The sequence below is a fragment of the Paenibacillus pasadenensis genome (assembly GCF_023715725.1).
Classification (GTDB): domain Bacteria; phylum Bacillota; class Bacilli; order Paenibacillales; family Paenibacillaceae; genus Paenibacillus_O; species Paenibacillus_O pasadenensis_A.
In genome coordinates, this window is record NZ_JAMBOT010000011.1 from 21,478 (window position 1) to 46,736 (window position 25,259).

The window sequence follows — 25,259 nt, forward strand, 5'->3', positions numbered from 1 at the left end:
TGGGTTGCGGACCGCGCAACAAACGCGATCTTTACTTTTGCCCGAGGGTAACCAATAATCGGCTTATAAAAATGTCGGAAAGGCAGTTGCTGTTTATGATCTTCGGGGAAAAATTAAAGGCGGAAAGAACGAAGAACGGATGGTCGCAGGAGGAGCTGGCGGAGAAGCTGTTTGTAAGCCGGCAATCGGTGTCGAAGTGGGAAAACGGGCAGAACTACCCGGGCATTGAGATCATTATTAAGTTAAGCGATTTGTTCGGGATTACGATAGACGAATTGTTAAGAAGCGACGGAGGACTGACCAATAAAGTCATTGAAGAAAGCAGGCAGCTGGCCTATCCGAGACTGAAGTTTTTCTTTGACGTGTTGATCGTGGCAGGCAGCGCGCTGCTTCTATTCAAGCTTGTTGTCCTGGCCCTTAACCAATTAACCCCGCTGGACGTGACCATGGTTGGGGGATCGCTCTTTTGGAATTTCGGGCCCCTGCTGCTGATGATATGCGGGGGAATCGGGTCCGGCATGCTCAAGGAAAAATATAAACAAAGCTAATTCGTCTTTCCCGCATACAATGCGCCCAGGCGAGCCAGCTCTTCTTGTATTCGGCTGATCAGCTCGGGAGGCTGTTCCACTTCCGCCAGGCTGCCGTAACTCAGCACCGTATACATGGCCCGGTCCAATGAAGCAAAACCGGCCGTGATTCGGGAAGAGCCGTCCTCCAGATCCGCGATATCGACATATCCGAACTCGTCGCGCACGCGCGTCCGGGCGGCCGGGGCAAAGCGCAGCACCGCTTCCAGCCGCCGAAAGTCAACTCCTTCAAGGAAGCCGCGCTCCACGTCCTTCAGCGAGTACGGCCTGCGGACAAAAGTCCGCTCCAGACTCTCCAGACTAAGAATCCGGGAAAGCCGAAACACGCGCAGTCCGGAGCGCAGCAGACAGTACCCGTACAGATACCAGACGCTGCCCTTGAGGAAAAGTCCCATCGGCTCCACAGTGCGCTCCGTTTCTCTTCCCTGGCTGTCGAGATAGCCGAACAATACGACATGGCGCTCGCGAATCGCTTCATGAAGCGGCGTCATCCGCTGCCGGTCGTTCGGGGTAACTCCAAAATCGAGGTCGAGGGGATTGTCCTGCAGCGAGTCGGGGTGTTTGCCCATCAGCGCGGCAATCCGGTCCATCAGTCCGTCGATCTCCTCCACATTGGCTGCAGAGCGCATTCCGCGCAGCGCCGCAATAATGGAGCCGAACTCCTCCATGCTCAGCATTTGTTTTTCGATCCGGTAGCCGGGCATCAGCTCGTACCCGCCCTCGGCCCCGGTGTAAGATACGATGGGGATACCGGCCTGGTTAATGGCTTCCATGTCCCGGTAGATCGTTCTTAACGATACTTCAAAGCGTTTTGCCAAATCCGCCGCGTTGAGCCGGGACTGGCTCAGCAGCAGCATCGTAATGGCCAGCAAGCGATCGAGCTTCACTGGTGCTCGCCTCCGTTCTCCGTCCGTTTCGGTCCTAACCATCATTCGCCGTTCAGTCCCGGTTCCCTGTCATGCCATTGCATTTGTTGCGGATTTTTATTCATTTCGCAGCGGAGTATGACCTTTTGACGTTTAAATAACCCGAGCTCAAGCCCGGGCTGTTTGGCATTTCCGCATGTTACCGGAAACGGCGGAACATGCTGCGAATATCCTGGGCGAGCGGACCTGGAGCGTCCAGTGCCGCAAAATGCGTCCCTTCACTAAGCTCGCTCCAATGGACGATGTTGGAATTGTCGCGATCCGCGAACAAGCGGATCGATTTAAAATCATGAGCGCATACGGCCACGCCTGTTGGCGTCTCATTGCGCTTAAAGCCTATCGCTTGCGACATCTTATTGTTATCATAATAAATTCGGGAGGATGAAGCGGCGGTATTAGTCAGCCAATAAAGCATGACATTAGTCAAAAACGCATCTCGCCCGATAAAATCGACATGGTCGCCAAAGCCGCAAAATAAATCCGCAATCCAGCACATTTGACCGATAGGAGAATCCGCCAAACCGTACGATAGCGTCAACGGGCGTTTTTCCATAATGGCGCTGAAGCCCGCTCTTTCCGCGAAAAGCGACAAAAATGCCAGCCGCTGACCGTCTGCCTCCGTCAGCTTTGCCATTTCGCCAGGATCGCCCGACGGGAACGAAAACAGCTGCAGCACATGAATGCCAAGCAGTTCTGGAGGCTGCATAACGCCAAGCTCCCGGGATACCATGGCGCCAAGATCGCTGCCATGCGAGCCGTACTGTTCGTAACCGAGCCGGCTCATCAGCTCCTGCATGGCGGCCGCAATTCGGGATACCGGCCAAGCCTCCTCGGTCGCTCCCGACAGTCCGAAGCCCGGCAGAGAAGGAATGACAAGATGAAACGCGTCCGCCGGATCGCCGCCGTAAGCTTTTGGATCGGAAAGCGGGCCAATCAAGTCATTGAACTCCATGACGGAGCTGGGCCAGCCATGCAGGAGCAATAGGGGCAGAGCGTCCGGTTCCGGGGAGCGGACATGAATGAAATGGATGGCGGCGCCGTCGATTTCGGTGACGAATTGGGGATTACGGTTCAACCGTTCCTCCTGCGCGCGCCAGTCGTAGCCGTTTTTCCAGTAGGCGGCCAGCTCTTTGGCGTAAGGAACGGAAACGCCGTAGTTCCAGTCCGAAGCGCCGCCGGCTTGCGGCCAGCGGGTCAGCTCCAGCCGAAGCCTCAGCTCGGCGAGCGCGGACTCCGGAACCTGGAGCTTGTAGGGCTTGATTGCGGGTGTTGACGGGGCGTGCTGGGGGTTGTTTTTCATGGTTTGAACCTCCTGATAAAGGGGATGGATTACCGATAGTTCTATCTTAACGGGGCATTGCTGACAGCATTATGTCAGTGTGCGCGACCTAAAAAAAGTAAACCTTACCCCTGAAGTTCACGCATTGTTGAAAACGCTTCAGGGGCGCATAATCCAACTATAAACTTTGCAAGGGGGACTTGGACGGGATGGAAAACAAGAACAGAAAGTCCAATGCGAGTGCAATGAAAAGAGCGGCGCTTTTGCTTACGGCAGGTGCTTTGGCAGCGGGTCTTGCAGCCTGCGGCAGCAACGAGCCGTCTGGCGGAGACAACACGGGAGCGGCCAATAACGGCGGCGCATCCGGCGGGGACAGCGGCAAAAAAGTGACGATTACGTTCCAGAACATTTACCCGGACGCAACCTCGCCGGCGAACAAAATGCTGAAAGAGCTTGTTGCGGAATATGAGAAGGATCATCCAAACGTCAAAATCGAGCTCGACTCGCTTAATACCGACCAGCAAAAGCTGAAGCTGAAAACCCAGGCCGCTTCGAAAGAGGTTCCGGACATTACCATCGTGAACCCTGCTGCGCAAATGCAGCCGTTTGTTGATGCGGGCCTGCTTGCTCCGCTCAACGACATGCTGGACAAAAACGGCCTGAAGGACACGTTCCAAAAAGGACTGCTGGACTATTACACCTTCGATAATAACGTTTACGCCCTGCCGGACGGAAACAACATCGAGGTCGTTTATTACAACAAGGATCTGTTCGCGCAAGCGGGCATCACCGATATTCCGAAGACGTTTGACGAGCTGCTCGCAGACGTCAAAGCGCTGAAGGCCAAGGGCATTACGCCAATCGCCATCGGCGAGAAGGATACGTGGACGGGGTCGTTCCTGTTCATGAACATCCTGCTCCGTACGAACGGCGGCCCGGGTTTCCTGAACGACGTGCTCGCAGGCAAAAAGGACTTCAACGACCCGGCATTCACCGCAGCGATTGACGCGTTCCAGGAGCTGGTGCAGGCGGGCGCATTCCCTGAAGGCGCAACTTCCATCGACGCCAACGCCGGCGGCAACATTTTCAAAACGGGCAAAGCGGCGATGTTCATCATCGGCTCCTGGGAAACCGGCAACATTGACGCTTCCAGCGTGGCGGGCAAAGTCGGAGCGTTCCCGTTCCCGACCGTTGGCGGCAAAGGAAGCCTGAACGAATACATGCTGGCTCCCGGCTCCGGTTTTGCGGTCAGCGCTAACAGCGATCATCTGGAAGAAACGAAGGATTTCCTGAACTTCTTCATGACAAACTACCCGAAAAAGCAGTTTGAGCTGAAAAACGCGGTTGGCAGCGGGCAAATTATCGAGGGCGACTTCAAAGCGGCGGGTTACTCCGATCTGGCGATCGACATTCTGAATATGTTCAGCCAGGTGACGGGCGGCGATCTGGCGTTTGACAACACGATGAAACCGGCGGTAGCGCAGGCTCATCTGAGCAGCATCCAGAACCTGTTTGTGCAAAAGGTTGAGGCGGCGCAAGCGGCTAAAGAGCATCAGGATGCTTTTGAGGCAAATAAATAAGGTCGGCTAAGCCGGCTGGCAGCGGTCGGAAGGAGTAGAGAGATCATGAATGTACTGAAGGTGCGCTGGTGGACGATCGGAGTATTCGTGCTTCCGTGTTTGCTGCTCTATATTTTGATGGTGTTTGTGCCCATCCTTGTATCGAGCTACAATAGCCTGCTGGTGTGGGACGGAATCGGTACGGAGAAAGTATTTGTCGGGTTCGCCAACTATAAGGAAATTCTGTTCGACGACCCGCATTTCTGGCCGGCCGTCAGACGCACGCTAATGTACGCTGTGTTCTCCATGATCGAGATTCCGCTCTGCCTGCTATTTGCGATTTTGATCAACCGTTATGTGAAACGAGGCAACACGCTGGTGTCCATCTACTTCATGCCTGTCATTTTGTCGGTCGTCATTATCGGACAGCTGTGGAAAACGATTTACAACCCGCTGGAGATGGGCGGCATGATCAACGGCATTCTGAATTCGCTCGGCATGGGCGAGCATATGACGGCTTGGCTCAGCTCGCCTAAGTTTGCGATGTACTGCCTGTACTTTGTGTCGCTCTGGCAATATTTCGGCTATCATCTGCTTATTCAGTTCACAGGCGTACAGAACATTCCGTCGGACATCTACGAGGCGGCCAAAATCGATGGAGCGGACGGCTTCAAGGCGGACCGGTACATTACGCTGCCGCTTATCGTGCCGGTGTTCAAAATCTCCATCGTGCTGGCGTTTATCGGTTCGCTCCAGGCGTTCGACCTCATCATGGTTATGACGGGCGGCGGCCCGGCGCATGCAACGGACGTCATCTCCACGCTCATGTACAACAACACGTTTCTGACGTTCAAGTACGGCTACGGCAGTGCGCTGGCCATTACGCTCGTTGTCATTTGCCTGACCTTCACGGTGCTTATCAATACCGTTTTCAAGCGTGTCGAAAATAAGGTAAGCTAAGGAGGAGAGACTACAGCCATGGATTCAGCCAAAAAAGGATTTGTATATCTTCTCCTGGCCGTCCTTGTTGTCACGCAGGTGTACCCGCTGCTCTGGCTCGTCCTGTATTCCTTTAAGACGAACGAGGAGATTCTTGGCGGCAGCTTTTTCGCCCTTCCGCAGACGCCGCGGCTGGCTAACTACACGGAGGCTTACGAAGCGGGAAATTACCTGCAGTATTTATTCAACAGCGTGTTTGTCACCGTCATAACGATGATCGTGGTCATTGTGCTGGCCTCAATGGTCGCCTATGCAATATCGCGATTCCGTTGGAAGCTTGCGCCTGTTGCGCTGCTAGTGTTCATGTTAGGCTTGATGATCCCGATGCAGGCGACGCTGCTGCCGCTGATGGTGATGTTTAAGGAAATGGGCATTCTCAATACCCGATGGTCGCTCATTCTTCCTTATATAGCGTTTCAAACCCCGGTCGCCGTGTTTATCCTGAGCGGGTTTATGAGAGGCATTCCGCATGAAATCGAGGAATCGGCTTTCATCGACGGCGCGAGCGTATACCGGATTTTCAGAAGCATTATTATGCCGATCTCCGTTCCGCCGATTATGACCGTATGTATTCTTACCTTCATTAATATATGGAATGAGTACATTATGGCCGCGACGTTTATTTCGGACGAGGATCTGAAGACGCTTCCGTTCGGTGTAAACAGCTTTGTCAGCCAGTATGCCGTCAACTACGGCAACATCGGAGCGTTCCTCGTCATGGGCGCGATCCCGGTCATTCTGATTTATTTTGTGCTCTCCGAGCGCATTACAAAAGGCATGGTCGCCGGAGCTGTTAAAGGCTGAGCCTGCCCGAACATTTCACATGCACCCCGCCTGCCGCGCCCTGCGCCCGGAAGGCGGGGCTTTGCCGTCAAATTTATGGATTGGGGTGGAGACTGGATGAGGCCAGGCAGCAGAACGCTGCAGCAAAGGCTGTTTATCGTGCTGCTGTGCAGTATGGCCGGCATCGTGCTCGTCGTCAGCTTTTTGTTCGACAATCGTGCAACGGAGCAGCTGCAGCGCAAAATTTACGACCTGTCGAGCAAAAACGTGTCCCAAACGATCGGCCTGTTTGATTTGATGGACAAAGGCTTCGACAGCCTGTCCAAGTCGATTAGCCACAATTTTGACCTGGTGCGGCTGCTGCAGGCGGAGCCGGCGGAGCAGCGGCAGCGCTTCGCCAACGAACGGGCGATTACGAACATTATCGGCGCGAACTTTTTCTCCCGCGAGGATCTGATCGGTATCCATATCATGACCGATGCAGGCAAGGTGTACAATTACGCCAACTATATCAACGATATGATGCCGGGCTACCGCTCGACAAGCTGGTATAAGTCCATCGTCAACGGCGGTGGCAAAATTGTGTGGCTCGGCATCTATCCGTCTTCAATTATCGACGCCAACGAGTCCCGGCCGGTGCTGGCCTTCGGCAGGCAGCTGTTCGATCTTGACGAGCATCGGCCGATCGGAATCGTCCTTTACGAAACGAGCCCTGCGCCTATTATTGCGGCTTTGAACAATCTGAAGCTGAGTCCCAGCAGCCAAGTGTATCTGGTTGATGCCGAGAACAAGCTAGTGAGCGCAACGGACGGCTCCAAGGAGCTGCCGGTCATCGCCAGCGGCAACCGGCCTGCTGATACGGGAGAGACGTTGATGGAGGAACGGGACGGAATGATGGTCGTGTCGTCACGGCTGCCTTTTGCCAACTGGACGGCAATTACGGTAACGCCCGACCGCGATCTCAACATGGAACTGATGGAGATGCGCCGGTACCTGATCATTGTGGGTATTGTACTTGTAGTGCTGTCCATTATTGCCGCCACCGTATTTTCCAACACCATTTCCTCCCCGCTTAAACGGATGATTCGTGAAATGAAACGGGTTGAGTTGGGTAATTTTCAAGGACAGCTTGCGGCGGAGAGTTATCGTGAAATGGATGCGCTCGCCGGTTCGTTCAACCAAATGGTGCGCCAGATCGGGCAGCTGGTCGAACGGGTCCGGCAGAGCGCAGCCAGCGAGAAAAATGCGGAGCTGCAGGCGCTGCAATCGCAGGTTAATCCGCATTTTCTGTACAATACGCTGGATATGATCTACTGGATGCTCGACGAGCGGGAGGAAGACGATCTGGGCGAGGTGGTGCTGGCGCTCTCCCGGATGTTCCGTTACAGCAGCCACTGGGAGCAGGGGGCGCTCGTTACGCTTGGCGAGGAGCTGGAGCAGATTCGGGACTACCTGACTATTATCCAGATGAGGCTGGAAGGGCGGGTAGAGGTTGAGATCGACATCAGTAAGGAGCTTTACGGCGTGCCGATTCCGAAAATGACCCTTCAGCCGATCATTGAAAATGCCGTGAAGCACGGCCTGGAGCCGCTGCATGGAGACGGCCTGCTGGAGCTGACGGCCATTGCTGCAGACGGCCGGCTGCAGCTGACGGTGCGCGACAACGGTGTCGGCATGACGCCAGAGAAGCTGGAGCGGCTGAGAGCTTCCTTCGGCGTTCCTTCCGGCAGCTCCCTCGCAAGTCCCGGCCCCCGTGGGAGGACCGGCGCGGCGGTGCAAGGGGCGGAGCGCGGTTTTGCAGCGGGTGCAAATGGAGCTGCTAGCGATGTCTCATGCCCGCCCTTGGAGACTGAAACGCCGTCAGAAGGGTATGGGCGCAAACAGGGCGGAATCGGGCTGGCGAACGTTCACCGCCGGCTTTGCCATACGTTTGGCAGCGGATATGGGCTGCAGGCGGACAGCGTGAGCGGCAATGGCACAGTGATTCGCTTAACGCTGCCCATGCCGCCAGGAGCGCTGCGAATTGGCGGCGCAACGGCTAAAGGAACAGAATAATGATGCAAAGGAGGATTCGGCCATGCATATTCTGATAGCTGACGACGAGAGCATTATCCGAACCGGAGTTAGACGCACGCTGCAGCAGGCCTATCCCAATCTGTTTGTACATTTGGCGGCATCCGCAGACGAGGCGGCAAGGATTTTAGCGGAGCAGCCCATCGATATCGTGTTGACCGACATCCTGATGCCCGGAACGGACGGCCTTGAATTCATGCGCCTCTCCCGGCGCAAATATCCTGCGATAAAATGGATTGTTATATCGGCTCACTCCGAGTTTGCGTATGCGCAGAAGGCGATGCAGCTTGGCGCGAAGGATTATTTGCTCAAGCCAATCGGCAAAAAACGTCTGCTGGAGCTTATCGCAGAGCTGGCCAGCGAGGTGGCGGAGGAGCGCAGCGCGATGGAAGAGGGAAAGCTGCTCCGCAGCAGCCAGAAGTACATGCGCGAAGGCATATTTCAAAGACTTGCCAGCGGGCAGGATATCGGACAGCTGGATATCAACTCCTTAAAAGAGCGTTATCCAAGCTTTCATCTCGTTATGGTGCGGCTTGAGCCGGGGGCCCGAGATGCCGGGCTGGAGCATTTTGTCGTGGATAATGTATTCGGCGAGCTGCTGGATAAACAGGATGGCTTCGTTGTCAGTTATGACCGGAACACGCTAATCGGCGTGGCCGCTATAGAGTCGGAAGAAGCTTTTGGCGTGCTGCTGGCGAATTTGCGCGGTTATTTGGGGCGGTATTTAAAAATTCCTTTTCACATTGCCCGCAGCGAAAAAAACATTGAAATCCGCGATGTGCCGGAAATGGTGCGCAAGCTGAGCCGCTCCATGAGCGAAATGGCGGAGGAGCGCGACGGAGCTTCGGCGGTAAAGGTGAAGGGCGGCAGCGACAATAAAGCCATTGAAATGGCGCTGCAGTATATCGGAGCCCATTTTCGGGAGGAATCGCTCTCTCTGGAACGGATCGCCGCAGTTGTTTATTTGAATCCCGTCTATTTTAGCCAGCTGTTCAAGCAGAAGACAGGTCAAGGCTTTAAGGATTATCTGATTGGGCTAAGGCTGGAGGAGGCCCGGCAGCTGCTGCGGGAATCCGATCTGAAGCTGGCTGAAATCACCGAGCGCATCGGCTATCAGGACATGCGGCATTTTACCCAGGTATTTCGCAAAAGATGCCAGATGACTCCGACGGAATATCGGCAGGATAAAAAGAAAACGTTAAATACCTAACATGAGAAGTGAACTCTAAGGCGCTGTGCCCTCTACCAGGACATGGCGTCTTTTTGCTGCTGGGCCTTCCAGCCCGGACAAACCGGCCCTTGCAAGGTCGAAATCAAGTGCTGGCCGCGATACATAATCTGGCTGAATCAGGTAAAAATACATAGAGCCGCGTGGGACTGAAATCATGGCGGTTTCGTGAATTTCCCAATAATCGACTAGAAAAAAGGGGTCGATGCAGCGGTTTCAATTTTAAACTCGAAGATTAATATTAGTGTGGGCTCATAATTATTCATAACTCAAAACAGTCAATTCCGCGGATCCATTAGAGGGGGAAGAGGTTGAAGCGCTCTTAGCCCTTGCTAGCATTCAATTTTATTGCTTTAATAAATAATTGCGTTAATCTAGTAAAGCGACAATGTATTACTACATAAAACTGCATAATTATCAGTAAATTAAAATTATTTACACGATGTTTGCGGAGTGTTAAATTTATTTTACTGAAAGAAAATATTGAAAGTTGTTATTCACCCATTGTAATAGTATAATTTATATATGCTATTCAACCATTAATGTGAGGGGCGTGTAAGGTTAGTGTACAAAAAGACAGGATTGACACTGGCAGCACTTATGATCGCGGGCGGCGTGCTTGCTGCATGCGGCAACAGCAATACGGGCACCGAAGGCAACACGAATACGGGCACGAACACAGCAGCAAACAATGGTTCCGAGGCTCCAACGGCTCCGTCCGGCGACCAAGTATTCCGCATGAACCTCACTTCCGAGCCTCCTACGCTTGATCCGGCGCTGATGCAGGACAACGTTTCCGGTACGGTAGCAAACGGCATTTTCGAAGGTCTGACAAAAGACGATAAAGAAGGCAAAACGGTTGAAGGTATGGCCGAAAGCTGGACTGTCTCCGAGGATGGCAAAACGTACACGTTCAAAATCCGCCAAAATTCCAAGTGGTCGACCGGCAACCCGGTAACGGCGCATGACTTTGAATTCTCCTGGAAGCGTACATTGGACCCTAAAGCTACGACCCCTTCTCCATACGCTTACCAGTTGTACTATATCCAAGGTGCAGAAGCGTACAACACAGGCAAAGGCAAAATCGAGGATGTAGGCGTCAAAGCAATCGACGACAACACGCTTGAAGTTAAGCTGACTCACCCGACGACGTACTTCCTTTCCCTGCTCAACTTCTACACCTACTTCCCGGTAGACAAAGTAGCCGTTGAAAAAGATGCAAAATGGGCGAACGAAGCAGCAACGTTCTCCAGCAACGGACCGTTCAAGCTGACGGGCTGGGAGCATAACTCCAAGGTAACGATCGAGAAAAATGAAAACTACTACGGCAACGCTGACGTTAAGCTGGCGAAAGTTGAATTCTTCATGATGGGCGATTCCAACACGGAGCTGAACAACTTCAACACGCAAGCGCTTGACTGGGCCGGTAAGCCTACGGGCACAATTCCAGGCCCGCAAGTAGACAAGTTCCGTAAGGATAACGATCCGAAGCTGCAAATTAAGGACTCCGCTAGCTCGTATTACTATATCTTTAACCAAAGCAAAAAGCCGTTTAACAACGAAAAGGTTCGTAAAGCTCTGTCGATGTCCATCGACCGTCAGCTTATTGTTGACCGTGTCGCTCTGGAAGGTCAAAAGCCTGCCTTCGGCTTTGTTCCTCCGGTAATTAACGGCGCTGAGAAAAGCTTCCGCGAGGAAACTCAGCAAACGTACTTTGAGGAGAACGTAGAAGAAGCGAAAAAGCTGCTTGAGGAAGGCCTGAAAGAAGAAGGCATGAGCGCTTTCCCTGCTACTACGCTGATCTATAACACTTCCGATAAACATGCTAAGATTGCAACGGCAATTACGGAAATGTGGAAGCAAAACCTGGGCATCGAAGTGAAAACCGAAGTTCAAGAGTGGAAAGTGTTCCTGCAAAACCGGACGAGCCTGAACTACGACATCGCTCGCGCTGGCTGGGGAGCTGACTACAACGATGCGATGACGTTCCTTGACCTGTACATCACGGGCAGCGGCAACAACGACATCGGCCAGAAAAACGAAGCTTACGACAAGCTGGTCAAAGACGCTTACGCGTCCGCGGACAAAGCAGAGCGCATCAAGCTGCTGGCTCAAGCGGAGAAAATGCTGATGGATACCGCTGCAGTTATGCCAGTGTACTATGATACCTCCGTATCTCTGGTACAACCGTACGTGAAGGATGTCCTCATGACGTACAACGGCAACATCAACTATAACTACGCTTATATCGCGAAATAAGCCATACCTTGAGCAACTGACAGAGAGAAGAAGGGACTGCGGCTGGAGCCGTCGTCCGGCGTGCGGCGCCGGAACGTCTCCGGTCATCCCTTCTTTCTTTGCGGTTGGGCTCGGTAAGAAAATGAGGTGCTGGAATGATTCGTTTCATTGGCCGGAGATTCCTCAACATTCTCCTGTCCCTATTCGTCCTGGCGACGCTGACCTTCTTTCTGATGCAGGCAGTGCCGGGAGATCCGTTCCTGGATGAAAAAACGCCTAAAGCGGCCCGTGAAGCAATGCTGGCGGTTTATGGACTTGATCAGCCGGTCTGGAAGCAATACGGAATCTATTTGGGCAACCTGATTCAAGGGAATCTTGGCATTTCCTACAAAACGCCCGGACAGACCGTCAACCAGATTATTTCCCAGTCTTTTATTTACTCGGCTAAGCTTGGCGGCATAGCGGTTGTTGTTTCCGTTATCGTCGGCGTTGCGCTTGGCATGATCTCCGCGATGTATAACCGGAAGCTGATTGACAAACTGGCTGTTGTTATCTCTATTCTGGGAATCTCAATACCGAACTTTGTTGTGGCATCGGTTACGCAATATTATATTGCGGCCGAATGGAGGCTGCTCCCGGTATCCGGGCTTAATGGACCTCTCAGCTATGTGCTGCCGACACTGGCGCTATCCGCGCTACCTATCGCATTTATCGCCCGTCTGACCCGGTCCTCTATGCTTGAGGTGTTGACGGCGGATTATATCCGCACCGCTAAAGCGAAAGGGCTTTCGCCTATCCGAATCACACTCCGTCATGGCTTGCGCAATGCGATCCTGCCGGTTGTAACCTATCTCGGTCCGATGAGCGCCAACATCATTACCGGCTCCGTCGTCGTCGAGAAAATCTACAACGTTCCTGGTCTGGGACAGTTCTTTACGAACAGCGTCACCAACAGGGACTATCCGCTGATTATGGGCATTACGCTGTTTTATGCCATTATTTTGATGTTTGCCCGCTTCCTTGCCGATGTCGGCTACGCGATGGTGGATCCGCGGATGAAGAAAAGCACCAAGGGAGGCTGATCACAAATGGATAACGTGAATGAAAAACGCCGGCCCCTTCCGGATCCGTCGAAGTTTGTGCCGCTGAAAAAGCGCGATTCCGCGCAGCAGCAGATGGCGCCAAGCTACACGACATGGAAGCTGGCGATGATGAAGCTGACCGCCAACAAGTTCGCGATGGGCGCGGGTGTTGTGCTGGCGCTTATGATTATAGTGGCTTGGAGTTACCCTTTGTTTACCCCTCATAACTTCCGGGACCAATCCCTGCTTAATACGTTTCTGCCTCCAGGGGGCTCTTATATTTTCGGTACCGACGATCTCGGACGCGATTTATTTGCCCGCAGCTGGAAGGGAGCGCAAATCTCGCTTACAGTCGGTATTTTGGCTGCTATAGCTGACGTAATACTCGGTATTATCATCGGCGGCATTATGGGATACTTCGGCGGCAAGGTCGACGAGGTGCTGAACAAAATTACCGAGGTGCTTTACTCCATTCCTTACCTGCTCGTTGTTATTCTGCTTGGCGTTGTGCTGGGACAGGGAATGTTTACGCTCATTCTCGCTCTGGTTGCTACCGGCTGGATTAACATGGCCTGGATCGTGCGCGGCCAGATCATGCAGCTGAAAAACCAGGAATATGTTTTGGCGGCCCGCTCGATGGGCTCCGGCGGCTTCCGTATCCTGTTCAAACATTTGATTCCAAATACGATGGGTCCGATTATCGTCACGATGACCCTTACGGTTCCGAGCGCTATTTTTGCCGAAGCGTTCCTCAGCTTCCTCGGCCTTGGCGTTCAATCTCCCGCCGCTTCATGGGGCGTTATGATCAATGACTCGCTTTCGACATGGCAGCTGTATCCTTGGACGATGCTGTTCCCGGCAGGCCTGCTCTGTATTGCGATGCTTGCATTTAACATTTTTGGTGACGGCCTCCGCGACGCTTTTGATCCAAAAACGCGGGTTGAATAACGCCGAAACTTCAATATGAACGCTCTGCCGCCCGCTGCCCTGCAGGTGTGAGGCAGCGCGGACTGGCATTCTCATATTTTTTCAGCCGGACGGGCCGGAACAGCAGGGCTCGGTGCGGCTGTGCAACAACCGACAGATGAGGAAGGTGAAACCACGATGGAACCGATTCTTAAGGTCGAGGACCTGCGCGTATCGTTCCGTGTACGCGGCGGCGAGGTGCAGGCCGTGCGCGGCGTCTCCTTTGACATGCACAAAGGCGAAGCGCTGGCGATCGTCGGCGAATCCGGCTCGGGCAAAAGCGTAACGGCCCAGTCGATCATGCGCCTCATTCCGACGCCTCCGGGTTCCTACAAGGACGGCAAGATCGTTTTTGAAGGCAGCGATCTGCTGCAAAAGACCGAGAGGCAGATGGAATCCGTGCGCGGACGCGATATCGGCATGATTTTCCAGGATCCGATGACGTCGCTTAACCCGACGATGACGATCGGCAGCCAAATTACTGAGGTGCTGGTGCGCCATCAGAATATGAGCAAGGAAGCGGCCACCAAACGCGCCGTTGAGATGCTGAAGCTGGTCGGCATTCCGAACCCGGAAGACCGCGTGAAGCAGTATCCGTTTGAATTCTCCGGCGGCATGCGGCAGCGCGCGATGATCGCCATCGCGCTCAGCTGCGATCCGACGCTGCTCATCGCCGACGAACCGACGACAGCGCTCGACGTGACGATTCAGGCGCAAATTCTTGCGGTCATGAAGGATATGCAGGAAAAGCTCGGCACGTCGATCATTATGATTACGCATGACCTTGGCATCGTAGCCGATATGTGCGATAAAGTGATCGTTATGTATGCCGGACAGGTTGTAGAACGCGGCAACAAATACGAGATTTTCAAAAATCCGCAGCATCCGTATACGCAAGGGCTGCTGAAGTCCCTGCCGCGTCTCGATCAGAAGAAGGAAGAGCCGCTCATTCCGATTGAGGGCACTCCGCCGGATATGGCGAATCCGCCGCATGGCTGTCCGTTTGCGGCTCGCTGCCCTTACGCCATGGAAGTGTGCGTGGAGGAAGATCCGTTCATGTTCACGCATAGCGACACCCACGAATCCAAGTGCTGGCTTCACGCCAAGCCGGAGTAAGGAGGAGAACGTATGGCAAGCCACAACAACGCTATGCTTGAGGTAGACAACCTCAGCAAGTTTTTCGACGTCGGCAAAGGCAAAACGCTTAAAGCGGTCAACGGCCTCAACCTGTCGATCCGCAAAGGCGAAACGCTCGGCATGGTAGGCGAATCCGGCTGCGGCAAATCGACGGCTGGCCGCACGATTATGCGCCTGTACGAGCCTACCTCCGGCGCGGTGCGTTACAACGGCGAGAACATCTACAATCTTAAAGGCGCCAAGCTGAAGGCGTTCCGCCGCGAAATGCAAATGGTGTTCCAGGACCCCTACGCTTCGCTTAATCCGCGCTGGACGGTGGAGAACATTATCGCCGAGCCGCTGGATATCCACGGTCTCGTCGCAAGCTCGAAGGAGCGCAAGATCGCCGTTGAGCGTCTGCTGGACAAGGTCGGGCTGAACCCGTCGCATCTGACGCGTTACCCGCATGAGTTCTCCGGCGGACAGCGGCAGCGGATCGGCATCGCCCGCGCGCTTGCCGTTGATCCGAAGTTCATCGTTGCCGATGAGCCGATCTCCGCTCTGGACGTGTCGATCCAGGCGCAGGTTGTCAACCTGCTGCAGGACCTGCAGCGCACCGAAAGCTTGACGTACCTGTTTATTGCGCATGACTTGGCGATGGTTAAACATATCAGCGACCGCATCGCCGTTATGTACCTTGGCAAGCTGGTTGAGCTGGCGGACAGCGGCGACCTGTATGCTGATCCCCGCCACCCGTACACGCAAGCGCTGCTTTCTTCCATTCCGATTCCGGATCCGGACGTTGAAGCGACCAAGGAGCGCATCGTGCTGCGCGGCGACCTGCCGAGCCCGATCAGCCCGCCAAGCGGCTGTCCGTTCCGCACGCGCTGCCCGGCCGCAACCGAGCGCTGCGCGGCCGAAGTGCCGGAGCTTCGCCAAGTCGGACCGAACCCGACTCACTGGGCTGCTTGCCATTATGCCTGATTGTATCTAGTGCCTCTGCCGTCCTTTGGGACGGCGGAGGTTTTTTTGTGTCTCCGCAATGTTTTTATGAATTGGGACAAAGACGCTGTATTCTATGCACTTGGCGACTCGACACGGAGGCTAATTTTAGATGAGCTGTCCGAACGCAAGGAGATGACGATGTATGAGCTTACGGCCCGTCTCGTTATGAATCATCAGCTTTCCATTTCGCGGCAGGCGATAGGAACGCTCGGTTTCATCAAAAAGCATGACGTGCTGCCGGGATATTCAGATGGATTACGGTTGTTTCTCCCGATGCGCAGGGGGGGCACGGAGCTTCTGCTCGAACCGAATGAACATCCCGCTGCTAAGGATTATCAATCGCGATCTTACGATAGCTGTCTTCGACGATACAAGCGGCAATCTGATTCAACTTATACAGCAATAACGGTGCAGGCAGATTAAACAGCGGCAGTCCAGGACTTTTATTTTATAGTCCAAGGCTGGCCGCTGTTTTAATATGATTCGGCTTCAGTCGTTCGATTTCGGAAAAGGAGAGCGGCAGGAATTGACGAATTGGGTAATGAGTTAGGGCGGGACGAGCCATCCTGCCGTTAACTTTGTCCGGAAGCAGCTGTCTTGAGCGAGGAGGACTTGAAATGAACGGATTCGCAAGCATCCCCGGCAATACGGAAATGAATCATCTGGAGCGCAGGAAGATGGAACTGCAGCTCTACATGCCGCCGCTCACGATGGAGAAGGAAAAGGCGGAATGCTTTTGGCGGCCAAGGCTGAAGGAGGCTTGGGAGAAACCGCTCCATGATCGCAGAGAGCGGGTGGACGAGAGTCTTTTTCCCGGGACGGCAGTGTATCGCATCCAATACGAGGGTTATGACGACACGCCCGTAAGAGGCTGGTATATGGCGCCCTCCCAATCAGAAAATAAAAAGGTTCCATGCGTGATTATCTACCCTGGATATACAGGAGGAGCAGGATACCCGGAGCAGCATGTACAGTGGCTGATGATGGGATATGCCGTACTGGCGGTGGACGTGCGCGGGCAGGGCGGCGATACGGGCAACCGGCTCCAGTCCAGCCGCGGACAGTCGAAGGGCTGGATTACGCAAAATTTGCTGGAGCAGCCAGAGTCTTCTTACTATATGGCGATGTACATCGACAGCTTGAAAGCGCTGCAGGCGGCTTCCCGTCAGCCGGAAGTAGACGCGGCAAGATTGATTCCATGCGGCGGCAGCCAAGGCGGGGGACTGGCGCTTGCAGTGGCAGCGTTAAGCGGACTGGCTTGTTTCCATGAGATAGGCTTGGCTGCGGTATTGGCCGATATTCCTAATTTATGCCACATCGATCATGCGATTTTCAGCTCCACCGGCTCGTTAACCGAGGCCGGTCTGCTTGCCAGCCGGGAGCCGGATCAGCTCTCGCGCCTGCTGGAAACGTTGGCCTGTTTCGATAATATGAATCTCGCCTGCAGAATTACGGCTCCCGTGCTTGCCAGTGTCGGGTGGAGGGATACCGTATGTCCGCCGGAAACGGTATACGCTGCATATAACCGGATTCATGCTCCGAAGGAAATTCGGGATTATCCTTTCCTGGGCCATGAGGTTAGCGCTGCGCATAACCGGGACAAGCTGCGTTTTGCGCTGGAGCATGCGGGACGGTAAAATCGCTGTTCAGAGAATGCCGGATAAAGAGAAAAACAGCCGTGCGAGTCAAACTCGTACGGCTGTTTTTGCTTTAGTAAATAAGCTGAAGCTGGTCGATGTTGGGGCCGCTGGAGCCTTTTGTCGTAAGGCGAATCGTATGCGTGCCAGCAGTTAAAGAGACAGCCTGAGTGCTATTGCTCCATGCTGCATTCCAACTGCTTGTCCCAGGAAACGACAGGTTTGCGGCAACCGTAGTTCCATCCACGGCAAGCGTCATCGGGCGGTCTCCGGCTCCGTTTGCATACCGGAAATTTAAGGTGTAGGTATCGGTTTGCGCAACATTTACCGTCCACTCCAAGTATCCTTCACCGCCCGAGAAATCGGCGAATCCAGTTCCGTTGAATGCGCTGCCTGTAGAATTAACCGTAACTCCCGGGCCGAGCAAGGCGTTTTCCGCCTGCAAAAAGATGCTGTTTGCGGCAAGAACAGTTAACGTGAACGTTTTGGTATCGGATACCGACCCGTTCGTAATGGTTGCAGTTAACGTCGCTGTTGCGTTCGGGCTCGGATTGACGGGGCGAGTCACGTTTCCGTTCACGTCTATGACCGACGGGTTACTGGCAGCCCAAGTAATAGAGGATCCGTTGGCCCCTTGTCCGGGAAGGGTTACTTTTTTCGTTACGCCTCCGCTCGAATCCGTGCCTGTGTAGCCGATTGCAAGCGCCGCTTTATCTGCGCTGACATTAGCGGCTGAATTCGGCGATTCAGGAATAATCCACGTCTGTCCAGCCGTGATGTCAGGCTGATTTTGGACAACTAACGCTCCGTTTGCTGTGGAATTTCCTTGGATCTCCAGAAATTTCTCCGTTTGGCGGTTCATTAGCTTGTATTCGTTGTTTCCAAGATCAATCATTTTCCATTGCTGATTGTTTCCGTTGTTTCCGTAATACTGTGTCATGGCGAGCCCATTGGCATCATTGTTGCCGGGAACATCGATGTATTTGCCGCTGTTTACGTTGACGATGTAATAGTAATTAGCGCCGGAATTCGGAACCGGAATCAGATTCCATTTTTGATACGTATCGCTTGAAACGGTGGCTTGCTCAATTTTTGCGCCTGCTTTTAACCGATCCGGTCCTTGCACGGAAAGGGCTTTGCCGCTATTTTTGTTCGTAATGGAATAGGCCGTGTTTGGATCAAAAGTGGATGTAGTCCAGTTTTCGCCCGTAATGGTACCGGCGTCCACATCGATGTTCAGAACATCGTTGTAATTAAACGTCATGGACGTATTTGTAGGAAATTCAATATTGGCCCAGACGTAACGGGATTGAATGACCGGTTTGTTCCACGCTCCGGCCCAACGGTCGCCCATATACATAAAGCTTGTTGTATTGCCGCTGGAGTTCTGAATGGGAAGCACAAAAGTGGTTTGCGATCTGTAGGCGTTGCCGTCACCGACATTGACGAAGTTTGAATAGGTGCCCGTAATGCCTGTCGTGGATGTGGCATACTTTTGTTGATTCGGCCACCAGCCGGAATTGCCCGAAGTCAGCAGGAAGTAAACGCCGTTCCGCTTAAATACCGCAGGAGCTTCACGATGCGCGCCAGCCATGCTTTTGGCCAATGAGTCAACCGTCAAGTAGTCGCTGCTTAATTTGTAAAAATTCAAGTCGGCGTTTCCGTTGGAGGAAGCAATAAAGTAAGCGTCACCATTATCATCTACAAAAAGCGTACAGTCTCGGGAGCCAATGCCCATAGGACGGAAGCTGCCCGTATACGTATAATCGCCGTCGATCGTGTCGGAGTAAGCGACCGCAGCTTTCGCCTCGGAATAATCGATTCCGTTTTCCTTGTGCATCCACATGACAAACTTGCCGGTAGAGGCGTTGTACACTACTTTAGGACGCTCAATGTTAGCAAGGGCAAGCTCAGGATGAGAGCTCTGAGTTAATACGTGATTGCGGAATTCCCAGTTCTTGAGATCCGTCGAACGATACACCGATACCGCATAAAACGTGTTGTCCTCATTGCGATTCTCGCCAAAAAAGTAATAATATCCGTTATGTTTGATGATGTTTCCTCCATGTGCGTGTACACCGTTACCGTCCGTATCCGTAAATTGGTACCCGTTAAATATGGCGGCGCTTTGCGCAGACGCTCCTTGAGCCATGCCGAATATGCCGATCAGCATAACCAGCATCAACCATGAGAACTTTTTGCCCTTTCGAACTTTCATTTAATTGCCTCCTGTTCTGAGTGAGCTTTCTTAACGCCTTTAAACAGTCTCCTCCTTTCCTGTTGCGTAGATAAAAATAACAAGAAATGTAAACGATAACAATATCAAAATCCTAACCTAAATCTATAAAATTGGAAGATTTGTAAAATGGACAGGTGTCCTTTTCACCGCCTAGAGACAAGGGTAAGGTAATAGAAGGCCAACATTCGCCGAAATCGGCAATTCATAGCAGAATGGAGAATGAACATTGAAAAATGCCACACTTTGTTTTATTGGAGCCGGCTTCCATGCCTCAACGAATATACTTCCGGCCGCGGTTGAAGCGGGAGCGGATATTGGAGCCGTAGCCACTCGCAGTCTGGAACGGTCGCAGGCGGCGCTGCAGCGGTTCGGGAGCAGGGGGACTCCGTATGACGATTACAAAAAAATGCTAAGTGAAGAGAAAAGTGACGGCGTCGTTGTCATTGCACAGCCAGAGGATCAATTCCGCTTGGCGATGGAATGCATCCAGGCCGGAAAAAACGTATTCGTAGACAAGCCGCTCGGATGGAATGCCGACGAAGCGGCCCGGATTGCTGATGCGGCCGAGCAGGCAGGTGTCATTCTAATGGTTGGATTTATGAAACGTTTTGCTCCTGCATACAGGAAGCTCAAAGAGCTGATTACAGAGAGTACTCTGGGAGCTCCCCGTTCCTTTCAGCTTGTGTTTGCGGTTGACAGCACGCCGTTCTGCAACGATGAAGAAGCGTTCATCAAGCTGGCAGCCATTCATATGATCGACCTGATGCGCGAGCTGTTCGGGGAGGTGTCGCAGGTTGCGGGCTTCAGCCATAACCAAAATCCAACCGTTGCCCATACTCTTTCGCTGCAATTTGAAAACGGGGTCGTCGGCAGCGTTTATTTTGCAGGGACGGATGCTTGGTCCAGCGAAAATGAAAGCTTGCTCGTTACGTTTGACGGCGGATATGCCAAGGTGGAGGATGTGGAGAGGGTTACCGTGCACCATTCCTTGCCTGCGGGAGCCTCATCCTGGAAGTCGCTTGCGGAGCAGACTGTTAGGTTTAGCCCGTCCATCTCGACGATGTCTGGAGGCGTTAAGGATTTGCATGTGCGCGGATTTGTCGGTGAGATGGAGCATTTCATGAAATGCTGCGCCCGGGGGACGCAGCCGTTGCCGAGCGGACGCGACAATGTCGCCACGATGGCGCTTTGCGACCGGATTTTGGACGTTTTAAAAGGCCGTTCATCATCGTAAACAGCGTAAACAGCAAAAAAAGGGAGACAAGGGCTCGTGAGCCTGATGTCTCCCTTTTTCAATTATAGATTATTCGCCTTTCATTTTGCGGCGAATCGCAGCGAGCTGTTCATCAATGACCGATGAACGTCCGCTGTTTGCGGAGCTGGAAGCATGGGACGAGCTCGCGGAGCTGCTTGAGCTGTAGCTTGAACCGGATGGATTGTAGTCACGGTTCAGACCAAGTTGGGCTTCCCATTGCAGCACCTTTTCTTCGATGCGTTCGAAGCCGCGGGAAGCGCGGCCCGGCTGGAAGCCGTGGCTAAAGCTAGGAGCGGTGCGCTCGGCAGCCGATTCGGCTTTTTGGATGCGTTCAGCCAGCTCGTCGCGTTTTTTAACCAGACGTGCCAGCTCTTCCTTGGCGTCGGCAATGCGAAGCTCCAGCTCCGCTGCGGCATGGACGGCATTTTCGTTGAGGCGGGAATATTCCAGCTCTTGATCCGCATAGCGCAGCTTATGCTCCAGGGCAACGCGCGCTTCCGCCTCGCGGCCTTCTTGAAGTGCTTGTTCGGCCTTCGCTTGATTATGCTGGGCGAGCTGCGACACTTCTTCCAGGCGCTGGCTGTACGCTCTTGAAGCAGCCTGCTGGCGGCTCAGCTCGCTTTTCATCCCATCAATTTCTTCTTCCATGTTGCGGATATATTGGTTCATCATCAGAGACGGATTTTCCAGCTTGCTCAGCATTTCGTTAGCAGTTGCTTTAGTTAAATTCATGATGCGGTCAAAAACGCTCATGTTCAACACTCCTTTATCGATTCCTGAATGGGATAGGTCGGTTAGGCTTCAGTCCATTAAACGATGGGAGACAAATTAGAAGGAGCCGCGCGGCGGAGGCCCGCTGAATTCCGGTTCATTTGGCAAAACGACAGATGCGGCGGCGTAGATCAGCAGAACGGTACCTGCGCTGAATACTCCAGCTGCGATAAAGCCGATGCGGATCAGACCAGGGTCAACGCCGTACGTACGGCCAATTCCCCCGCACAGCCCCGCAAGCTTGCGGTCGGTACGGGAACGGTACAAGGTTCTCATGGCTATAACATTCTCCTCTTTGTGCGGCATCGCCGTTACTTCGGCTGTGCGGCTTGATGAATTTATTGTAACCTCCGCAAGCTATTGCCGACACAGACTGCCGGATGTAATTGAACCTGGACCCTGGTCCGGGTTAGGCTCGGGCGGAGGTTGTGCAAGTGCGCGGCTGAAGCTGTTTTTGGTCGTTTTTAATTCATTTCCCAGCTTTATGCTTCAATCGGAATTGTTTGGCGTGAATGAAAAAACGCAGGGTGCCGCATGCTAATTTCGCTCCACCAACTTGCCGAAAGAGGTGCTTAGCGAATGGGTAAAAACAAGGCTTCCAAAGCAGAGGTTCAAGCAACAAAACTGAACCAGTTTCAATCGAATCAAGATACGGAGTTTTCGAGCGATCTGACTGCCGACGCTCAAGCCGCTTTTGGCGACAACGCCAACAACAACATGAATAACAATATGAACAACAACATGAACAAAAAGCAGCGCAACCAGCAAAAATAAAAGGCTTCCGGATAAGTTCCGAAAGCCTGGAGCGGCCTGCCTGCGGCAGGCCTGCTCTTTGTTTACATATAGAATTATGCCCTGCTGCGGGGAGGGAATGGTTTGCCGGTTCGCAGCTTCCGCTGCTCCGAATTCCCCGCTCCAACTGACTTGCCATGGCCGGAATTGCTGCGCGGCGCAGGGCTTCCGGCTGTAGTTGCGGCTTTGGATGGGACGGCAGCTGCCGATTGTGCGGCAGCTGCGCCACCATCCGCCCCAGCCGGGCGGAAGGCGTCGAGCAGGAAGCGCGACACCTCGGTTTTGCGGCCGCGCCACAGCCCCGGGGAGCTGATAAGCAGCTCCTCGCGCGCCCTTGTAACGGCGACATAAACGAGTCGCCGCTCCTCCTCCAGCGCGGCTTCTTTACGAGCGGCAGGGTCGGCCGCCGCGCCTGCTCCGGCACTGTAGTCGGAAAGCTTGTCCGCCTCCAGCGCTAAGCTGTGGGGCAGAATTCCCTCCGAGGCGCCGATAAGCGTCACGCATGGGAATTCCAGCCCTTTGGACTTGTGAATCGTCATCAGCTTAACGGTATCCCGCGCCGCTTCCGGCGGAAGTGCGCGCATCTCGGCGTGTCGCTGCGCCATTTTGCCGACAAAGGCGAGAAAACCCGGCACATCCTGGAATCTTGCTGCCGAAGCCTCCAGCTCGTCCAGCGCCTCGCGCAGCGTCTCCTTATAGACGGTGTCGCTGCCTGCGCTATAACCGTTTGCCGCGCTATAATCCGTTCCGCCGCGAGCGGCTGGTTTGCCGTAACCGGTATTTCCTTTAACGCCGCTGGGACGCCAAACGCCAGGAGGAGAAGCAGCCCCCGGCTTGCCGCCTGATTCCTCCGCGTCCAGCCACGCATCATAAAATTCCTTGCGCATAAGCCGGATCGCTTCTGCCGGTTTAAACTGTTTCAGCCCTTTTGTAAAGTTAATTCTTGTCTGAATCGCTTCCCGTTGAAAATCCTTCAGCCCCTCCATCGTCAGCAGATGGATGAGCGGCCCCTTTTTTGGCCGTGGATCGTCCTTCGCCCGGATATGAGCCATCGCTTTGGCGCGGTTTAAATACATCGAGGGTAGCACGCCCTCCATCGCCGTAAAATCCCTTCGTTTCACGGACAGACGCAAATAATCCACCAGCGGCTTCACCGCTGACTGGTCGTAAAACAGATCGCCGCTGTCCTGCAGATGAAAAGGAATTTCCGACAGCACCAGCTGCTCGAACATGGCCCGGCTATTGCTCGACGTACGGTACAAAATCGCAAAGTCGCCCCAGCCGCGCGCTCCCTCTTCGACTCTTTCCTTAATATGAGCTGTGACGGAAGCTGCTTCCTGATCCGTAGAAAAAGGACGGATGTATAACGGCACATGCCGGCTCTTGGACACGGCCTTCAGCGTCTTGGGATAACGCGCTTTATTGTGGCGGATAATCTCGTTGCCGAGTCCGACAATGCTGGCGGTAGAGCGGTAGTTCGTGTCCAGCGTAATCATGCGCGCTGCAGGAAAAGCTTCGCGGAACCCCAGAATATATTCGCTTCGCGCTCCATTAAATCCGTAAATGGTCTGGTCGTCGTCGCCTACCGCCATTAAATTCGCGCGCGGGCCCGCCAGCAGGCGGATCAACTCGTATTGCAGCAGGCTTGTATCCTGAAATTCGTCAATCATAATGTAACGGAACCGGTCCTGAAGCGAGCGAAGCAGCCTCGGACGCTCCTGTAGCAGCTGATGCGACCAGAGCAGGATATCGTCAAAATCCATCCGCCCCTCGCGCACTTTCCACTCCTCAAAACGAAGCAGCAGCCGTTTCAGCTCCCGGTCGGCAGCGCTGCTCTCCGGCAGCTCCGCCAGCGGCTGCATACTAAGCTTGGCTTCAGACAGGGCGGCGAGCACTGTTTCTGGTTCCAGCCGGTCGCTCAGGCCAAGCTCGCGAAGCATGCCCTTCAGCACGATCATAGCCAGCGGCCCGTTGCCGAGAATCTCCTGCCGGTACCCTTGGCTGCGCAGCAGCTGCAGGAAAAACGAGTGGAACGTGCGCGCCGTCACCTGCTTGGCGGCTCCATAAGGAAGTCCGGGCAGCGCGGCGATCCGCTCCTTCATTTCGGCGGCGGCTTTTACCGAGAAGGTGACCAGCAAAATCGAGCGGGGATCGGCTCCGCGCATGCCGATCAAATATCCGGTGCGCGCGGTCAGCACGCTTGTTTTGCCGGAGCCGGCCCCAGCCAGCGTAAGCAGCGGCCCGTCGCCGTGGCGCACCGCCTCGATCTGCGGCCCGTTCAGGAACAATCCGCCGGCCTCCAGCGCGCGGAAATAACCGCTGTCCTGGTCGGAATCAGGAACAAGCCGGCTGCTGCCTTCGCCGGAGGCGAGATTGGCATAGGGGAGGCTGCGTCCGGTCGCTCCGAACGGTTTTTTGAAAGGTAGAGGCAGGTTCGCATTGGTCGTTGAGTTCGTCGTAGTGCTCATCTTAGCATTCGTTCTCCTGTAGGCGGTTCGCTTCGAAACAGCGAATGCCTGTTCGTTGTCATCCTTGAATCATACCGGAAACTGGCGGGGAACTGCAACGGAAAACCAAGGATATCAAACTCCTTTCCAGCTGAAAAAGTAAAAAAGGGAGAAGAGCGCGGTTCAGGGAGCAAGCTTTGAACGCTGCGGGTACAAGCTGGAACAAAGTGCACTTGCCATTTGGCTCAACCGGATATATGATTGATATATCAAACAT

Annotated in this window: 20 protein-coding genes and 1 pseudogene; 15 read left to right on the top strand and 6 right to left on the bottom strand. The window is 53.9% G+C overall.

What is annotated here, in order from left to right; translation table 11 throughout:
- The first annotated feature begins 95 nt into the window (after positions 1 to 95).
- On the top strand, positions 96 to 548 hold the full coding sequence (locus M3223_RS19645; protein WP_251564766.1) for a helix-turn-helix domain-containing protein: 453 nt from the start codon (positions 96 to 98) through the stop codon (positions 546 to 548).
- Here M3223_RS19645 and M3223_RS19650 read toward each other — a convergent pair.
- Together M3223_RS19650 and M3223_RS19655 are read right to left on the bottom strand one after the other, a co-directional pair.
- Positions 545 to 1,474, bottom strand: a complete 930-nt coding sequence (locus tag M3223_RS19650) for a helix-turn-helix transcriptional regulator (RefSeq protein ID WP_251564768.1) — start codon at positions 1,472 to 1,474, stop codon at positions 545 to 547. The genes M3223_RS19645 and M3223_RS19650 overlap by 4 nt on opposite strands.
- A gap of 178 nt (positions 1,475 to 1,652) precedes the next feature.
- Entirely contained in the window at positions 1,653 to 2,813 is a 1,161-nt protein-coding gene (locus tag M3223_RS19655; protein WP_251564771.1) for an epoxide hydrolase family protein, read from the bottom strand.
- 224 nt (positions 2,814 to 3,037) lie between these two features.
- On the opposite strand from M3223_RS19655, the gene M3223_RS19660 reads away from it, so the two are divergent.
- From M3223_RS19660 to M3223_RS19720, 12 genes and pseudogenes are all read left to right on the top strand, one after another.
- Positions 3,038 to 4,372 carry an extracellular solute-binding protein gene (locus M3223_RS19660; protein WP_435368031.1) on the top strand — a complete coding sequence of 445 codons (1,335 nt, stop codon included), beginning with the start codon at positions 3,038 to 3,040 and terminating at the stop codon, positions 4,370 to 4,372.
- 45 nt (positions 4,373 to 4,417) lie between these two features.
- Positions 4,418 to 5,311, top strand: coding sequence for a carbohydrate ABC transporter permease (locus M3223_RS19665; RefSeq protein WP_251564776.1), 894 nt, complete (start codon positions 4,418 to 4,420; stop codon positions 5,309 to 5,311).
- Positions 5,312 to 5,329: 18 nt separating this feature from the next.
- Positions 5,330 to 6,154: a carbohydrate ABC transporter permease gene (locus M3223_RS19670; protein ID WP_251564779.1), complete on the top strand. Its 825-nt coding sequence runs from the start codon at positions 5,330 to 5,332 to the stop codon at positions 6,152 to 6,154.
- Positions 6,155 to 6,250: 96 nt separating this feature from the next.
- Complete coding sequence (locus M3223_RS19675; RefSeq protein WP_251564781.1) at positions 6,251 to 8,188, top strand: sensor histidine kinase; 1,938 nt, start codon at positions 6,251 to 6,253, stop codon at positions 8,186 to 8,188.
- A 22-nt stretch (positions 8,189 to 8,210) separates the two neighbouring features.
- Positions 8,211 to 9,416 carry a response regulator gene (locus tag M3223_RS19680; protein WP_251564784.1) on the top strand — a complete coding sequence of 402 codons (1,206 nt, stop codon included), beginning with the start codon at positions 8,211 to 8,213 and terminating at the stop codon, positions 9,414 to 9,416.
- A 582-nt stretch (positions 9,417 to 9,998) separates the two neighbouring features.
- Positions 9,999 to 11,693, top strand: a complete 1,695-nt coding sequence (locus M3223_RS19685) for a peptide ABC transporter substrate-binding protein (protein ID WP_251564786.1) — start codon at positions 9,999 to 10,001, stop codon at positions 11,691 to 11,693.
- Positions 11,694 to 11,827: 134 nt separating this feature from the next.
- The gene (locus tag M3223_RS19690) at positions 11,828 to 12,754 is read left to right on the top strand and encodes an ABC transporter permease (protein ID WP_251564788.1); all 927 of its coding nucleotides are present in this window, start codon (positions 11,828 to 11,830) and stop codon (positions 12,752 to 12,754) included.
- A gap of 6 nt (positions 12,755 to 12,760) precedes the next feature.
- The gene (locus M3223_RS19695) at positions 12,761 to 13,702 is read left to right on the top strand and encodes an ABC transporter permease (protein WP_251564791.1); all 942 of its coding nucleotides are present in this window, start codon (positions 12,761 to 12,763) and stop codon (positions 13,700 to 13,702) included.
- 156 nt (positions 13,703 to 13,858) lie between these two features.
- Positions 13,859 to 14,836 carry an ABC transporter ATP-binding protein gene (locus tag M3223_RS19700; protein WP_251564794.1) on the top strand — a complete coding sequence of 326 codons (978 nt, stop codon included), beginning with the start codon at positions 13,859 to 13,861 and terminating at the stop codon, positions 14,834 to 14,836.
- Positions 14,837 to 14,848: 12 nt separating this feature from the next.
- Positions 14,849 to 15,820: an ABC transporter ATP-binding protein gene (locus M3223_RS19705; protein ID WP_251564797.1), complete on the top strand. Its 972-nt coding sequence runs from the start codon at positions 14,849 to 14,851 to the stop codon at positions 15,818 to 15,820.
- 66 nt (positions 15,821 to 15,886) lie between these two features.
- Positions 15,887 to 16,042 (top strand): annotated as a pseudogene (locus M3223_RS19710) (transcriptional regulator); the annotation flags it as partial.
- Positions 16,043 to 16,458: 416 nt separating this feature from the next.
- Complete coding sequence (locus M3223_RS19720; protein WP_353057720.1) at positions 16,459 to 17,478, top strand: acetylxylan esterase; 1,020 nt, start codon at positions 16,459 to 16,461, stop codon at positions 17,476 to 17,478.
- Between the two features lie 73 nt (positions 17,479 to 17,551).
- Here M3223_RS19720 and M3223_RS19725 read toward each other — a convergent pair whose 3' ends face one another.
- Positions 17,552 to 19,696, bottom strand: coding sequence for an RICIN domain-containing protein (locus tag M3223_RS19725; protein WP_251564799.1), 2,145 nt, complete (start codon positions 19,694 to 19,696; stop codon positions 17,552 to 17,554).
- Positions 19,697 to 19,943: 247 nt separating this feature from the next.
- Between M3223_RS19725 and M3223_RS19730 the strand changes: the two genes are divergently transcribed.
- Positions 19,944 to 20,951, top strand: coding sequence for a Gfo/Idh/MocA family protein (locus M3223_RS19730; protein WP_251564801.1), 1,008 nt, complete (start codon positions 19,944 to 19,946; stop codon positions 20,949 to 20,951).
- A 69-nt stretch (positions 20,952 to 21,020) separates the two neighbouring features.
- Here the strand turns inward: M3223_RS19730 and M3223_RS19735 are convergent, their stop codons facing one another.
- Positions 21,021 to 21,725: a PspA/IM30 family protein gene (locus M3223_RS19735; RefSeq protein WP_251564804.1), complete on the bottom strand. Its 705-nt coding sequence runs from the start codon at positions 21,723 to 21,725 to the stop codon at positions 21,021 to 21,023.
- 75 nt (positions 21,726 to 21,800) lie between these two features.
- The gene (locus M3223_RS19740; RefSeq protein ID WP_251564806.1) at positions 21,801 to 22,019 is read right to left on the bottom strand and encodes a PspC domain-containing protein; all 219 of its coding nucleotides are present in this window, start codon (positions 22,017 to 22,019) and stop codon (positions 21,801 to 21,803) included.
- A 303-nt stretch (positions 22,020 to 22,322) separates the two neighbouring features.
- Here M3223_RS19740 and M3223_RS19745 point away from each other — a divergent pair, with 303 nt between their 5' ends.
- Positions 22,323 to 22,517, top strand: a complete 195-nt coding sequence (locus M3223_RS19745; RefSeq protein ID WP_251564809.1) for a hypothetical protein — start codon at positions 22,323 to 22,325, stop codon at positions 22,515 to 22,517.
- Positions 22,518 to 22,591: 74 nt separating this feature from the next.
- On the opposite strand, the gene M3223_RS19750 is transcribed toward M3223_RS19745, so the two are convergent.
- Complete coding sequence (locus M3223_RS19750; RefSeq protein ID WP_251564811.1) at positions 22,592 to 25,003, bottom strand: ATP-dependent helicase; 2,412 nt, start codon at positions 25,001 to 25,003, stop codon at positions 22,592 to 22,594.
- Positions 25,004 to 25,259: the final 256 nt, after the last annotated feature.

Excerpts from the sequence above, each read along its gene's own strand:
- M3223_RS19670 (WP_251564779.1), top strand. The coding sequence starts at position 5,330 with ATGGATTCAGCCAAAAAAGGATTTGTATATCTTCTCCTGGCCGTCCTT.
- M3223_RS19725 (WP_251564799.1), bottom strand. The coding sequence starts at position 19,696 with ATGAAAGTTCGAAAGGGCAAAAAGTTCTCATGGTTGATGCTGGTTATG.
- M3223_RS19680 (WP_251564784.1), top strand. The coding sequence starts at position 8,211 with ATGCATATTCTGATAGCTGACGACGAGAGCATTATCCGAACCGGAGTT.
- M3223_RS19660 (WP_435368031.1), top strand. The coding sequence starts at position 3,038 with ATGAAAAGAGCGGCGCTTTTGCTTACGGCAGGTGCTTTGGCAGCGGGT.
- M3223_RS19645 (WP_251564766.1), top strand. The coding sequence starts at position 96 with ATGATCTTCGGGGAAAAATTAAAGGCGGAAAGAACGAAGAACGGATGG.
- M3223_RS19750 (WP_251564811.1), bottom strand. The coding sequence starts at position 25,003 with ATGAGCACTACGACGAACTCAACGACCAATGCGAACCTGCCTCTACCT.
- M3223_RS19705 (WP_251564797.1), top strand. The coding sequence starts at position 14,849 with ATGGCAAGCCACAACAACGCTATGCTTGAGGTAGACAACCTCAGCAAG.
- M3223_RS19700 (WP_251564794.1), top strand. The coding sequence starts at position 13,859 with ATGGAACCGATTCTTAAGGTCGAGGACCTGCGCGTATCGTTCCGTGTA.
- M3223_RS19690 (WP_251564788.1), top strand. The coding sequence starts at position 11,828 with ATGATTCGTTTCATTGGCCGGAGATTCCTCAACATTCTCCTGTCCCTA.
- M3223_RS19695 (WP_251564791.1), top strand. The coding sequence starts at position 12,761 with ATGGATAACGTGAATGAAAAACGCCGGCCCCTTCCGGATCCGTCGAAG.
- M3223_RS19720 (WP_353057720.1), top strand. The coding sequence starts at position 16,459 with ATGAACGGATTCGCAAGCATCCCCGGCAATACGGAAATGAATCATCTG.
- M3223_RS19735 (WP_251564804.1), bottom strand. The coding sequence starts at position 21,725 with ATGAGCGTTTTTGACCGCATCATGAATTTAACTAAAGCAACTGCTAAC.
- M3223_RS19675 (WP_251564781.1), top strand. The coding sequence starts at position 6,251 with ATGAGGCCAGGCAGCAGAACGCTGCAGCAAAGGCTGTTTATCGTGCTG.
- M3223_RS19745 (WP_251564809.1), top strand. The coding sequence starts at position 22,323 with ATGGGTAAAAACAAGGCTTCCAAAGCAGAGGTTCAAGCAACAAAACTG.
- M3223_RS19665 (WP_251564776.1), top strand. The coding sequence starts at position 4,418 with ATGAATGTACTGAAGGTGCGCTGGTGGACGATCGGAGTATTCGTGCTT.
- M3223_RS19655 (WP_251564771.1), bottom strand. The coding sequence starts at position 2,813 with ATGAAAAACAACCCCCAGCACGCCCCGTCAACACCCGCAATCAAGCCC.
- M3223_RS19740 (WP_251564806.1), bottom strand. The coding sequence starts at position 22,019 with ATGAGAACCTTGTACCGTTCCCGTACCGACCGCAAGCTTGCGGGGCTG.